We start from the raw sequence: 13,417 nt of genomic DNA, 5'->3' as shown, positions 1-13,417 counted from the left end.
CCTATGTTTGTTATGAGATGTGCGCAACAGCATAAAACGCCCATTTTGGGGAAGCAATCAATATAAGTTCAGCCAATAACCGGAGTGTTGTTATTGACGCATTACTGACGAGAATTCGGTTTAAGTTCGATGTGGTCAATGTTACATTTGGTTACATGTCTTATTTCTAAGAGAAAACAAATGGCGGGTGCGAGTCTGTTAACCCTGTTAGATGATATCGCTACGGTGTTGGATGATGTCGCTTTGATGTCCAAAGTCGCAGCAAAGAAAACTGCTGGCGTGCTGGGTGACGATTTAGCGCTTAATGCGCAGCAGGTCTCTGGTGTGGCGGCGGAACGTGAAATCCCTATCGTTTGGAGCGTTGCTAAAGGTTCTTTTCGCAACAAATTAATTTTGGTACCTGCGGCATTATTAATGAGCTCACTCGCGCCGTGGTTGATTATGCCTTTGTTGCTACTCGGTGGATTGTTTCTGTGTTTTGAAGGTGCTGAAAAGCTAGTGGAGAAGTTGTTCCATTCAGGTGAAGAAATAGAAGTCGAAGAGGAGGAACCGACAGGCTCCATTGAGGATTATGAGAAGAGGAAAGTTGCTGGTGCGATTCGCACCGACTTTATCTTATCCGCTGAAATCATTGTGATTGCACTCGGCACCGTTCAAGGTCACTCCATGTTGACGCAAATTATTGTTGTCAGCCTGATTGCAGTCTTAATGACAATCGGTGTTTATGGCTTAGTTGCTGCCATTGTTAAGCTGGATGATCTCGGTTTTTATCTCAATCGTATTTCAAAAGGGCAGGGTATCAGGGCGTCAATCGGTAAAGGTTTAATTGTGTTCGCACCAAAGTTAATGAAATTTCTCGCGGTCGTCGGTACAGCGGCCATGTTTTTAGTCGGTGGTGGCATAGTGGTACACAATGTTCCAGCGATCCACCACTGGATTGAGCCAGTTTTACTAAACCTACCCAACCTGACGCTGGCGAAAGCCTTGTTTCCATCGATACTAAACGGTCTAATTGGCGTTGTAGCTGGTGTGTTGATTGTACTGGCTTGGGGTGTTATCGGTAAGATTCGCCAACACAGCTAGTTTTAGTCTATATCGCTCTTTTGATGAGTGATTTCTCTTAGCGCTTCAACCAAAATATCACTATTCTGAGCGCCAGAAATCAGGTGCTTGCGGTCAATAATGATAGCAGGCACCGCATTGATCCCAGCTTCTAGCCACTGTTGTTCCGTGGAGGCGACCGTCTCTTCCCAACTGCTGTCTTCCAGAACAGCCTGACAGGTTTCTCGATCTAGTCCAAATGACTCTGCTATATCGAGTAACACATTCTCGTCACTGACGTCTTTACCATCGGTAAAATATGCATGGAACATGGCTATTTCGAGATCAAGCTGCAAATCCTGCGATTGTGACCACAATAGAAGCTGGTGGGCTTTACGTGTGTTGTAGATGCGCATTTCATCGGTGAAATTAAATTCAAAACCGAGTTCTTCACCTAGCGAGGCGATAGTTTGACGAGCCGATATACTAGCTTCTAGTGACGTACCGTATTTCTCCGCTAAGTGTTCACGGAGGTTCTGGCCTTCTTGCTTCATTGCGGGGTTCAATTCGAATGGATGCCAATGTATTTCAGCCTCAATGCTGTCTGATAGCGTCATCAAAGCTTGCTCCAGTCGTTTGTATCCTATGATACACCACGGGCAAACTACATCTGACACTATGTCTATGCGGACACTCTTCATGATTGACGCCTTTTTCTTGCTTCATATTTCATTATAGCGAGTGAGGATAATTAAATTTATAAATAGTTCAAATTCTACGCCTTAGAACTACTACACCCATTCCGCTTTCTAGGGGTGAAGAAAAAAAGTCTTGGGTGATTATAATTGTTTCAACTCTTCATCTGTGGATGAACAGATGATTATGGAAATTGAATTTAAGGAACATGACATGACCGCTTTTAAGACAGCCAACGTCATTCTTCATGCCTTCGACTGGCCGTATGCATTAGTTGCTCAACGCGCTGATGAGATTGTTGCGGCGGGTTATAAATCTGTGCTGGTTTCTCCTCCAATGAAGTCTTTAAAACAAGCACAAGGTACAAAGTGGTGGCAGCGTTATCAGCCACAAGATTATCGTGTAATTGATAACCAGTTGGGCAACACACAAGACTTTACACGCATGATCGACGTTCTGAATCAGCGTTCTATCTATGTGTATGCGGATGTGGTGTTTAACCACATGGCGAACGAATCTCATCAACGGTTGGATCTTCAATATCCAGCGAAAGACGTTCTGGAATCCTACCAAAGCGACTCTGATTACTACGAAGAGATAAAACTATTCGGCGATCTCAGCAAACCTCTATTTATTGAGGATGATTTTGTTGAAGCGTTCGGTATTGAAGATTGGCAAGACAAGTGGCAGGTGCAAAACGGTCGCATTACCGGTGGTCCAACGGATCCGGGATTGCCAACTCTGCGAGTGCATAAACGCGTCGTTGAACAACAACAGCATTACCTGAAGGCGCTGAAAGCACTGGGTGTGAAAGGGTTTCGAATCGATGCGGCTAAGCACATGACACTAGAGCATTTGCAGAAGGTTTGGAGCAAAGATATCTGTGAAGGTATTCATATCTTTGGTGAAATCATCACAGACGGTGGAGCTACCAAGCCCGAGTATGACATTTTTCTTGAACCGTTTTTGGCTGAAACACGTTTGGGCGCGTATGATTTTCCTCTATTTCAGACTATGTTTGATGCATTTGAAGCCAAAGGAAGTCTCAAGAGCTTGGTCAACCCTTATTGTTTCGGCCAAGCACTTTCTGAGAATCGAGCCATTACTTTTGCAATCACTCACGACATACCTAACAACGATGTGTTTGCTAATTTAGTGATGCCAGACAAAACAGAATGGTTAGCGTACAGCTACATCTTAGGTAGAGATGGTGGCGTTCCATTGGTTTATACCGATCTTGATACTAGTGGTTTGACTGGAGTGGATGGAAAGCCGCGCTGGGTAGATGCTTGGAACGATGAGCGAATGATTGCTCGTATCCGTTTTTATAACTTAATGCATGGTAAAACGATGCAGGTTATTGAGGCATCGGAAGACTTACTGATATTCGCTCGAGGAAAGGAAGGTATAGTGGTGATCAATAAATCGAAACGTTCGCAGAAAGTACAAATAGCAGTAAGTGGTGAATGGTTAGATTTGCTTTCCTGTGAGAAGCATCAAGCTCAGAAGGGGACGCTAAACCTCACAGTGCCCGGAGAGGAAAGTTTGATGCTGGTGGCGGAATAAAAAAGCCCTCCCAATTGGGAGGGCGAGAGCATTTACACTTTAAACTTGTTGAGAATGGCATCCTGTTCGCGAATGTTTTCAGTTTGCGCCTGCATGGCAATGTTAGCGTTCTCTGCTGCATCGGCAACCTGAACAGACAGGTCTTTGATTTTGACCGTATTGTTGTTTATTTCCTCGGCGACTAAGCTTTGTTCTTCCGCGGCCGAAGCGATTTGAATGTTCATATCGCTAATGCTCTGGATTGCATCGCGGATGCTGTTTAGAGCGGTGTTGGCTTCTTCTGCACGAAGTACGGCACCGCTCGCAGTCTCCTTACTCATGTTCATCGCATTTGCCACTGCAGTTGCACCAGACTGCAGTTGTTCAATCATATTGCGGATTTCTGTGGTGGATTCTTGAGTTCTCTGAGCCAGTGTTCGAACTTCATCAGCTACGACCGCGAAGCCTCGGCCAGATTCACCAGCACGTGCTGCCTCAATTGCTGCGTTAAGTGCCAGTAGGTTGGTTTGGTCGGCGATGTCATTGATCACTTTCAAGATGGTTTCGATGTTGTCTGTCGCTGATTCCAGAGTTTTCACTTCTTCAACTGCTTCATCAATGCGCTGCGACAGTTCTGTAATTGAAGCCGTCGTATCGCCTACAACACGTGTACCCACTTCCGTAGCTTCGTCGGCATCTTTCGCAGCAGAGGCTGCCCCCTGAGCGTTATTGGCAACATCACCTGAGGTTGTTGCCATCTCATGCATCGCGGTTGCAAGTTGTTCCAGCTCTCTCAATTGATCTTGCATTGCCGCCGCTGATTCTTGTAGACCCATGGATGTCATTTCGGAGCCACGTAAGATCTCTTCACCAATGGCTTTTGACTGAGTGATTTGCTGTTGAAGTGTGCTGGTGAAAGTATTGAAATTTTCTGCAAGTGAAGAAAACTCTTGGTCTGTGCTCGTATCTAAGCGCTGAGTTAAATCCCCTTCACCTGATGCAACATCTTGAATCGCTGCGTTTAGTGTACCAAGTGGGCGCATTAGCGCAGCCATCAATACTAGGAGAATGACGATACTAATGGCTAACGCAACGACAGTGTAAATAATTGAACTGTTACGCAAATCTGCTAAGGATTGGTATGCAATCTCCTCATCGAGAACGACACCTATATACCAGTCTTCTCCTGGAACTTTAGAGAAATCTAGCGTGTAGTCTTTGCCATCAATAGAAACCTGTTGCGGGTCATCCTGAATACCGGCGTCACCCAAGAAATCCTTCATCGGTTTGCCGTTTAAGTCGGTTTGGGGGTGTGCGATGGTTGTGCCATCACCTGCAACGATAAATACGTACCCTGCATCGAAGAGCTGTACCTTGTTTACAACATCAGCCAAACCCGCAAGGCTAACATCGTAGAAGATCGCGCCGATGAACTTACCGTTGTCGTTTACAGGAGTCGCAATGGATACCAGAATTTCGCCAGTCGCAGAGTCGGCATAAGGGGCAGTGATAATGAGTTTGCCTGCGTTTTTGGCGTCTATATACCAAGGTCGAGCTCGGGGGTCCCAGCTGGAGCCGGGATTCCAAGAAGGGTCATTGTTTATATTAGAGCCATCCTTTTCGAATCCCAAACCGACCAAAAGGAATGTGTCCTTTACTATGGGGCGAGTGATGACGGTAGAAATAGCATCGGGAGACAGGTTGGCTTCCAGCATACTGGTCGCGTAATTGGCGATGGCTTTTCGGCCATCAATCTCAGCGGCTGTGGTGTCTCGAACGCCATCAACGATTTCCGTTACGCTCGATGTAACCTGAGATTTAATTTCGGATTGAACGGTGTAGTACTGCTGTAGGGTGAGCAACGTTACAGTGGCCAGTAAGAGGAGAGAGGATGCTGCCACAATCTTATGGCTGAATTTCATATTCGCCTTCCTATTTTATCTACAAATATAGAGGATATTTATAGATTTATAGTTACGAAATCGACAATCAGCCAGTAACTTAGTTAAGTTTTCTGCTATTTACCCAGAATTGCATGTTCAATTTGTGAGTACATCGCCTCATTGTTGTCGAACAGGTCTGAAATGATCTGCTCTCGCTTCTTACCAGACTTCATTCGCTTATAGGCTTCACGAACCGTCAATACGAGCTGTTGCTCTGCCAATAGTTTGCTGTCGGTATTCGGTGACCACTGGCTAATTAATCGGGTTAGCCTGCTCTCTTTTAACTGAGGCTTTAAGGCGGACAGCTCGGCCTGTAATACAGTCAGAATATCTCGTTGGGCATCATGAGTTTCGTCCATCACCTTCAGTCTATTTAACAAAGCGTTAGTCAACTCATTAAGGGTAACGAATCCACCTTGTTTTGGCAGAGACGTTGTGACGCGACAAGAGACTTCTACTTGCTGAACTTGAGTTTGAGGGAAGAAGGTCAATGCGCACAAAACGTCAAACGGAATCCAAACTGTCTGACCTGCTTCAATCGCATACTCAGACTTTCCAAGTTTCATTAGTGCTAAACCTTGTTCCACCTTGAGTAACATGTGCTTGATACTCTTTTTTCGTGGAGTCATGGTTAGATACTGAAAGTCACTCTTGTTATGCGAGATTGCGTAGTGCATGAAATTGCTCATATTCTTGTATGCTCAAGGGGCGCTAAGGTTAACGTTTCTTGCAGAAAAAGCCAACTTAACTCCGACTTTCTACAGAAACGGTGATTTTATGCTGGTCTGACCTTTTTGATTATGAGAGAAGTATAGCTGTTAATCCCCCCATCTCCGCGTAGAATAGGCCAGCTTTTTCTCAGATGTAATAAGAAATGACTTCTAAAAACGACCCTTTTGTTGAAATTCGTCCATACAATGACGAAGAAATTCCAGCGGCGATTGACCGCCTGATTAACGATGAAGAATTCATCAGTGCGATTCTACAACATCGATTTGCAAACCATGCAGGTTGGTTTAAAGCGTTGATGTCACCAATCGTTAAAGTCTACCTCAAGATGAAGTGGTCTAAACTGAACTCCGTTGAAGCGATTCAGATGGAAGTGAAGAAGTACCTTGAGCAGACATTGAATTCAACAACTAAGGGCGTAACGTACTCAGGTTTAGATAAGCTGGATAAGCAGACGTCTTATCTATTTGTCTCCAACCACCGTGATATCGCCATGGACCCAGCGTTGGTCAACTACGGTCTACACCAGAGTGATCATAAAACAGTGCGTATCGCTATTGGAGACAACCTACTGAAAAAACCTTGTGCGACTGAATTGATGAAGCTAAACAAGAGCTTTATTGTAAAGCGCTCTGCAAAAGGCCCTCGTGAAATGATGAAGGCGCTAGGTACTTTGTCGGGCTACATCAAACATTCGTTGGATACGGGGAACTCTATCTGGATTGCGCAGAAAGAAGGTCGTGCTAAAGATGGCAATGACTTTACTGATCCGGCGATCCTAAAAATGTTCCACGTTGAAGGTCGTAAGCAGAAGTTAGAGTTCGCTGAGTACATCAAGTCGCTAAGAATTGTCCCTGTTGCTATCTCTTATGAGAATGACCCTTGTGATATTGCTAAAGCGCGTGAGCTTTTTGAAAAAGCTACAAGCGGTACGTATGAAAAAGGCGAATTTGAAGATATTGAGAGTATTATTCAGGGAATCGTAGGTGACAAAGGCCGTATCCATGTCGCATTTGGTGACGTGATTGGTGATGAGTTCGAATCACCGGAAGCTCTGGCAGAAGAAATTGATCGTCAGATACACGATAACTACAAGCTGTTCCCAATTAATGAATTGGCGGCAGGTGATGAGCAAGTCGAACAGCAGGTTAAAGACGTTTTGGCAGGTAAACTTAACCAGCTTCCGGAAGGCGCTCAGTCTTATTTGGTCGCAAGCTACGCCAATCCGGTTAAAAACCAAAGTTAAATAGATTAGAAAGGACGCGATTAGCGTCCTTTTTACTATTGGTTAAGGTGCTACTGCACCGCCGAGGTCGAGTTGAGAAGGCCACTTGGTTATTCGGTTTCCACCTAAGAATATGTTGCCTTTGACTGTCATCTTGTCCGGAAACTCAGTAATTTTTGACCCGCCAATATAGAGATCTCCCTCAACTGTTAAACCCTCCGGTAACGATTCCAGTGGTGTTCTAATCACACTTAAGTCTCCTTTCACTTTAAAGCGGGGAGGGAGTTTGGTTAAGGGGGTATCTGTTAGGTTTACGTATCCACCGACTTTGATCCCTGCTGGCCATCGAACGATTTGTGACGCAAGTAAGTTGGCATAGCCTTTAATATTGACGCCTTTTGCTATCTTTTTTAGCTGACTGTTTGAAGCGTCTAGACTGCCTTGAATATCCACTCCTTGAGGAATCTCTTTAATGCTGGTTTTGGCAATATTGAGGTTACCTTTTACAACCAAACCCGATGGCAGCTCTTTATAAGGTTTATTACGCAGGTCTAGATTCCCGTAGTTATCCAGATGATTGAGAATACGATAATGATCAATCGGCTCACTGAGAGCAGGTGCAGACAGCAGTACAACGAGAGAAGGCAGAAGCCAGTGCTTCATAGGACAATCCAGACAATGATTTGTTCTAAGTATTAATTAGGAGTTTGGTTAGGGTCAATAAAGAGATGATGGAGTGAACAAAAAAGCGGACTGAATGTCCGCTTTTTATTTTCTGGCCCTAAACCACCTTCTTTAGAAGGTGGTGATCGTTCTTTTGGGCTTTGCCCGAAGAACGCTCATGTTCAAGATGTCCTCGTTTGCAACCAACAAATGAAGGAAATAACGAACATGAGCAGATATGAATCCGCTTCACACGTTTATCATCGGTGCCAATATCATATTGTTTGGACACCTAAATATCGACTAAAGATTCTGAAAGGAAATTTAGGCAAAGAGCTGTATCGAAGTATCTACGTTTACAGCAATATGAAGAAATGCAAGGTTGTCGAGCTTAACGTCCAAATTGATCATGTCCATTTAGTCGTGAGGCTTCCGCCGAGCATGAGTATCTCAAATTACATGGGGTTTGTTAAAGGTCGTACAGCGATTAGGTTGTTTAACAAATTTCCGTATTTGAGAAAGAAAAAGCTCTGGGGTAATAAGTTCTGGCAACGAGGTTACTTTGTTGATTCGGTAGGGATGAACGAGGAAATTATACGTAGATATGTCAGGCACCAAGATCGTGTGGGGAAAGAAGAAGAGGAGCGACAAATGCTTCTAGGGTTAGATAAATAGCAGTGAGCCCCCTTATAGGGGGCCAACCAAAGCCACCTGCTATGCAGGTGGATTTTTACTAGCTTAGCGAGCTAGGGAGCGAGTCTTTAGTTCAAAAATCAGTTTTTCCGCGCTGACTTCGAATTTGAATCGAGCTGTTAGTTCACTCGAGTCTTCTTCAATAGAAGACATTTCATACTCTACGCCTTCGCAGACCTGTTTTGCTAAATCGATGTACTTTTTCAGCTCCGCTTCGAGAAGGGCTTTACCTTGGGCAAAAATCGTCACTTCTGCGACATCGTCCCCTTCTTTGATAATAAAGCCCATTTCGCCAGCGCAACCACATGCTTCACATACGTCAGCTTGTTCTCGTTCTGTGCTCATTACGACAATCCTCTTACAAAAATTATGGATATTTTATCGGGTTATTTGAAGGTGATCCATAAAAATACATCAGCTCCCAAAATGGGCTCTGAACAAGATGCTATGTTATAAGAGCGTTAAACAAATGGGTGAGAATTGATAAACCTGTCAAATAATGTGACGTTAGTCATGTTGTTGCGAAATATCATGTCATTATCGAGTCAGGATGGTGTGCAGTTAGTTGTAAGCAAGTTCGATTTGTATGATTATCGTGAGCCAAATTATATAAATGAAAGATAATGCTTATTGCTTTTATAAATCGAGCTGATGTTGTGATTTATGAAAAGTTATCTTACACGACATTGTGTGCTCCATCTAAGACGCCGTTCGTATTATATGGTACGATGGTTTCATTAGGTTCCCATAGGGATCCTCTGAGGCCAAAGCAGGTGTCATGTAAGATATCTAATAGGCGTCATTATTGACTCGTTTGAGTTAGATGGATTTACAGAGAGAAGAGCCTGAACATGCCAAAGCGTAGTAAAGAAGATACTGAAATCACGATTCAGAAGATTATGGACGCAGTAGTGGATCAACTTTTGCGTCTGGGTTATGACAAGATGTCATACACAACCCTAAGTCAACAGACAGGTGTATCGCGAACAGGTATCAGCCACCACTTTCCAAAAAAGACAGATTTCACGGCAGCGTTAGATGGTCGAATCTTTAAGATGTTTGTAGAACATCTGAATTTTGACAACAGTCTGCAAGATTTCTCAGACAGCTGGGTAAAAGCGTTAGACAACGCTGAATTCCTAGCGATTCTACGTCTGCTATTCCACCATATTGTGACATCTCAAAGTACGCACGAGTTTGCAATGAACGGGATTGAGCGTCTTTACAAAACGACTGAAGCGCAATTCGGTGCAGACAGTGCCAAAGAGCTAGAATGGTTAATTGGTAAGTCACTGGTTCGCATGGCGAAGTAAACGAATATATCGTTGCAGTATTAAAAAGCCTTCCGATTGGAAGGCTTTTTGCGTTTAGAGCTTACGGAATTGATTGACCAGCTTACCTTGCGAGTCCAGGTTGTTGACTAACCCTTCGCATTCATCACGTGTGTCGCTTGCTAGGATGTTGGTGGCGGAGCATACTTCACTGATAGATTGAACGCTTGAGTTCATGTCTTCGGTTACCCTGGCCATTTCTTCAATCGCTGTAGCTATTTGACTATTTCTATCGGAAATATCTGTGACTTGGCCAAATAGTGCGTCCAGCTTATCACCAGATGTATTTGCGCAGTCAACACAGATGTCAGACAACTTGTTTCCTTCTTCCATGGCTTGAACCGCTTTATCGGTGCTGGTCTGAATGAGATTAATAATGTTCTGAATTTCTTCTGTTGATTCGTGACTTCGCTGAGCCAGCTTGCGAACTTCGTCAGCCACTACCGCAAAGCCTCGCCCTTGGTCACCGGCCCGTGCTGCTTCTATCGCCGCATTCAGTGCCAGCAGATTTGTTTGCTCCGCTACGCCTTGAATGACCACCAGTACTTCACCTATGGTTCGGCCATGTTCTGACAATTGCTGAACAACATCCGAAGCCACACCTAATTGCTGAGAAAGCTCGTTCATGGATGAAACTGTTTGTTCAACTGAGGATTTGCCTTCCACAACGGCTGAGTTAGCTCGTTCAGTCGCATCCGAGGCGCTCTGAGCATTTTGCGCAATTTCGTTTGCGGTTGAGTGCATTTCGTTGATTGCAGCCGCCACTTGCTCGGTTTCAGAGGTTTGCCCCACAAGGTTCTCTGCTGTGGTATCACAATTATTAGCAGAAGACTGAGCTGCGGTTGCGATTTGCTCGTTGGAGTCCTGAATCCGGCCGACAACAGCGTTTATCTCTGATTGGCGCATTTTCAAAGCTAGCGAAATCTCAGAAATATCATCGACTCTCTGATTATAAACCAGCTCCATCAATGGGTTATCAAACACTTTACGCGCTTGTTCTGATAAATCCTCTAAGCGACGAGTGAGAACATAGCCAGACAAGGTGGCCAATAAAAACAATGCCCAAACAGCAGCACCGGGTGCAAATGCCCCAATGATTGACGAAATGATCGCAGAGCCTAAAAAGGCACCTCCTAAGCGTTGCCATAGGCGGGTGCGCGGCATTTTTAGCTGAAAGGGTGTTGTTCCTGCTTTTAACTGAGCGTAGATCTTTTCTGCATTCTTAACATGCTGACGGTTCGGGCTAAGGCGCACTGATTGATATTCGACGATTTTTCCATTTTCCTTAATGGGAGAGGCAAACGCATCAACCCAGTAATGATCGCCATTTTTACAACGGTTCTTAACCAGTCCCATCCAAGATTTACCTGACTTGAGAAAATCCCACATGTCCTTGAATGCCTCAGGAGGCATGTCAGGGTGGCGAACGATATTGTGAGGTTGTCCAACAAGTTCATCCAAGGTATATCCAGCTACATCACAGAATTCCTTACTGGCATAGGTGATATGGCTGCTGGTCTTGGTGACGGACAACAAATTGTATTCCGGCGGGTAGGTGACTTCTCTCTGGGTCACTGGTTCATTTACGCGCATCGAGTTAACCTCGCATCGACAAGATAATGATAATGGCTCGTTACTTCTCAATCAGTATAAGTACAATTTTTAAAACTTGAGAGAATTACTCAATCATTTATTGACTGATTTGTTATTAATTTATGTTCTTATTCAACTTGTAGCTCACAAGTTGTTTTTATTGACTACCCTAATACTAATAGGTTGGGTTAGTGGTTTTGGCTCATTCTCGAACAAAAGTACTTAAACGCAAGGAGGCGGGAATGTCGCTTAGCTCTTCGGCAGGAAGTTATACCAGCGCACAAAGTTTACTCAAACTTCATGATCTCAATGAGGCCGATCTAGCATTGATTAGAAAATTTGGCAGCATGATGGTGCCCAAGTTGGACGATTATGTACGCCATTTCTACGACTGGCTTGATAAACAGCCCGAATACGTACAGTTTTTTGGCGATGAGAAAAAGCTCAAGCGCGTGCAAGATTCACAGGTGCATTATTGGACCGCATTTTTTGAAGCTAAAGTGGACGATGTTTATGTCAAGCAGCGTCGTGATGTAGGTGAAGTGCATGCGAGAGTCGGGTTGCCTCTGCCGACGTATTTCGCAGGCATGAATATCTCGATGGTGATTTTTACTAAACGTATGTATGACGGCAGCCTATACAGTGATGAATACAGCTCGCTAGTGACTGCCTTTACTAAGCTGCTTCACCTAGATACCACGATTGTAGTCGATACTTATTCTCGGCTGATCAATAAACGCATTGCTGAACAAAGTGAAGCACTCCTTGCCATGTCGACGCCTGTTACCATGATATGGCGCGATATTCTGATGTTACCTATTGTCGGTATTATCGATTCCAAACGAGCTCAGGACATCATGACGGCTGTGCTCAATAAGATTTCCGAACACAGAGCCAAGATATTCATCATGGATATTTCCGGTGTCGCTGTCGTTGATACAGCAGTGGCGAATCACTTCATTAAAATCACCAAGGCGACCAAGTTAATGGGGTGTGATTGTCTTGTGTCAGGAGTGTCTCCTTCAATTGCGCAAACCATGGTTCAACTAGGCATTAATGTCGGCGAAGTCAAAACGAATGCTACCTTGCGTGATGCACTTGAAAATGCATTCAAAATAGTGGGCCTCAATGTCGAAGGTCTGAAGAAGTTCTCAGATGAGTAATTAACAGGCCTAACTATGCATAAGTCGATTTCGATAAACCGATTGAAGCACGCGCTAATTGCCACCATTCAAGTAGACCTGAGTAAAAAGGTATTGGATGAATTTCGACAAGAGCTGCTTGATACGATCGTTATGTCGAGTACGGTGAAAGGTGTTTTGATTGATCTGTCCGGTGTAAAAACGCTCGACAGGCAAGACATGGATTCGTTGATGGAGATTGTCAGTGCTGTTGAGGTGATGGGACGTATCTGTCTGTTCGTTGGAATACGACCGGGTATTGCGATGGCGTTGGTCAATATTTCATATAAAACAGAGCAATTGAATTGTGTAAACAATATTGATGATGGTTTAGCAGTTTTGGAGCGCTAGGAAATGACGGCTTTTAATATAGTTGAAGATATTATCGAAACTTATGAGGTGCGTTCGGAATCCGATGTGATGAGCTCGGTAATTGCAGTCTATACATTGGCAAAACAATTTGGGTTTAGTACGCCTTCTGTCAGCGAGGTTTCCACAGTCGTCTCTGAACTGGGGACTAACATAATTCGATATGCGCAGTCTGGGGTGATATCTGTTTGGAAGTTAGAAGGCGAAGATGAACTCGGCATCAAAGTGATTGCACAGGATAACGGTCCAGGGATTGAGGATATTGCTAAAGCACTTGAAGAAAACTATTCGACTGGCCGCTCGCTAGGTCTTGGTTTACCAGGCGTAAAGAGAATGGTGGATGAGTTTGATATAGAAACTGCCGTTGGGAAAGGAACCCGAGTTCAAGTAGTGAAATGGAGAGAGTAG

The 13,417-nt window shown here is 44.2% G+C and carries 14 protein-coding genes; 8 read left to right on the top strand and 6 right to left on the bottom strand.

Annotated features, from left to right (window positions below; all coding sequences use genetic code 11):
* Positions 1 to 180: 180 nt before the first annotated feature.
* The gene (locus tag VIC_RS16740) at positions 181 to 1,083 is read left to right on the top strand and encodes a DUF808 domain-containing protein (RefSeq protein WP_006961254.1); all 903 of its coding nucleotides are present in this window, start codon (positions 181 to 183) and stop codon (positions 1,081 to 1,083) included.
* Between the two features lie 2 nt (positions 1,084 to 1,085).
* Here the strand turns inward: VIC_RS16740 and VIC_RS16735 are convergent, their stop codons facing one another.
* A complete protein-coding gene (locus VIC_RS16735) occupies positions 1,086 to 1,742 on the bottom strand; it encodes a DsbA family oxidoreductase (protein WP_039952134.1) in 657 nt (218 codons plus the stop codon).
* A 208-nt stretch (positions 1,743 to 1,950) separates the two neighbouring features.
* Here VIC_RS16735 and VIC_RS16730 point away from each other — a divergent pair, with 208 nt between their 5' ends.
* Positions 1,951 to 3,303, top strand: a complete 1,353-nt coding sequence (locus tag VIC_RS16730) for an alpha-amylase family protein (protein WP_006961252.1) — start codon at positions 1,951 to 1,953, stop codon at positions 3,301 to 3,303.
* 32 nt (positions 3,304 to 3,335) lie between these two features.
* Here the strand turns inward: VIC_RS16730 and VIC_RS16725 are convergent, their stop codons facing one another.
* Both VIC_RS16725 and VIC_RS16720 read right to left on the bottom strand, forming a co-directional pair.
* Complete coding sequence (locus tag VIC_RS16725; RefSeq protein ID WP_006961251.1) at positions 3,336 to 5,204, bottom strand: methyl-accepting chemotaxis protein; 1,869 nt, start codon at positions 5,202 to 5,204, stop codon at positions 3,336 to 3,338.
* Between the two features lie 95 nt (positions 5,205 to 5,299).
* Positions 5,300 to 5,902: an AraC family transcriptional regulator gene (locus VIC_RS16720; protein WP_039952132.1), complete on the bottom strand. Its 603-nt coding sequence runs from the start codon at positions 5,900 to 5,902 to the stop codon at positions 5,300 to 5,302.
* 197 nt (positions 5,903 to 6,099) lie between these two features.
* On the opposite strand from VIC_RS16720, the gene VIC_RS16715 reads away from it, so the two are divergent.
* Positions 6,100 to 7,200, top strand: a complete 1,101-nt coding sequence (locus VIC_RS16715) for a 1-acyl-sn-glycerol-3-phosphate acyltransferase (RefSeq protein WP_006961248.1) — start codon at positions 6,100 to 6,102, stop codon at positions 7,198 to 7,200.
* A gap of 42 nt (positions 7,201 to 7,242) precedes the next feature.
* Here the strand turns inward: VIC_RS16715 and VIC_RS16710 are convergent, their stop codons facing one another.
* Positions 7,243 to 7,842, bottom strand: coding sequence for a hypothetical protein (locus VIC_RS16710; protein WP_006961247.1), 600 nt, complete (start codon positions 7,840 to 7,842; stop codon positions 7,243 to 7,245).
* A 228-nt stretch (positions 7,843 to 8,070) separates the two neighbouring features.
* Between VIC_RS16710 and tnpA the strand changes: the two genes are divergently transcribed.
* Positions 8,071 to 8,517 (top strand): IS200/IS605 family transposase, encoded by a 447-nt coding sequence (gene tnpA / locus VIC_RS16705; RefSeq protein WP_039951144.1) that lies wholly within the window; start codon positions 8,071 to 8,073, stop codon positions 8,515 to 8,517.
* A 63-nt stretch (positions 8,518 to 8,580) separates the two neighbouring features.
* On the opposite strand, the gene VIC_RS16700 is transcribed toward tnpA, so the two are convergent.
* A complete protein-coding gene (locus tag VIC_RS16700) occupies positions 8,581 to 8,880 on the bottom strand; it encodes a YfcZ/YiiS family protein (RefSeq protein WP_006961246.1) in 300 nt (99 codons plus the stop codon).
* Between the two features lie 506 nt (positions 8,881 to 9,386).
* Here VIC_RS16700 and VIC_RS16695 point away from each other — a divergent pair.
* A complete protein-coding gene (locus VIC_RS16695) occupies positions 9,387 to 9,848 on the top strand; it encodes a TetR/AcrR family transcriptional regulator (protein ID WP_006961245.1) in 462 nt (153 codons plus the stop codon).
* 54 nt (positions 9,849 to 9,902) lie between these two features.
* Here VIC_RS16695 and VIC_RS16690 read toward each other — a convergent pair whose 3' ends face one another.
* A complete protein-coding gene (locus VIC_RS16690) occupies positions 9,903 to 11,459 on the bottom strand; it encodes a methyl-accepting chemotaxis protein (RefSeq protein ID WP_039952130.1) in 1,557 nt (518 codons plus the stop codon).
* Between the two features lie 242 nt (positions 11,460 to 11,701).
* On the opposite strand from VIC_RS16690, the gene VIC_RS16685 reads away from it, so the two are divergent.
* The 3 genes from VIC_RS16685 to VIC_RS16675 are packed head-to-tail and all read left to right on the top strand — an operon-like array spanning position 11,702 to position 13,417.
* A complete protein-coding gene (locus VIC_RS16685) occupies positions 11,702 to 12,622 on the top strand; it encodes a protoglobin domain-containing protein (RefSeq protein ID WP_006961242.1) in 921 nt (306 codons plus the stop codon).
* A gap of 15 nt (positions 12,623 to 12,637) precedes the next feature.
* Positions 12,638 to 12,991, top strand: coding sequence for an STAS domain-containing protein (locus VIC_RS16680; RefSeq protein WP_006961241.1), 354 nt, complete (start codon positions 12,638 to 12,640; stop codon positions 12,989 to 12,991).
* Positions 12,992 to 12,994: 3 nt separating this feature from the next.
* Positions 12,995 to 13,417, top strand: coding sequence for an ATP-binding protein (locus VIC_RS16675; protein WP_006961240.1), 423 nt, complete (start codon positions 12,995 to 12,997; stop codon positions 13,415 to 13,417).

It is taken from the genome of Vibrio coralliilyticus ATCC BAA-450 (genome assembly GCF_000176135.1).
Lineage (GTDB): Bacteria > Pseudomonadota > Gammaproteobacteria > Enterobacterales > Vibrionaceae > Vibrio > Vibrio coralliilyticus.
Note: the sequence above shows the minus strand (reverse complement) of the source record. Positions and strands in the feature narration are given on the sequence as shown.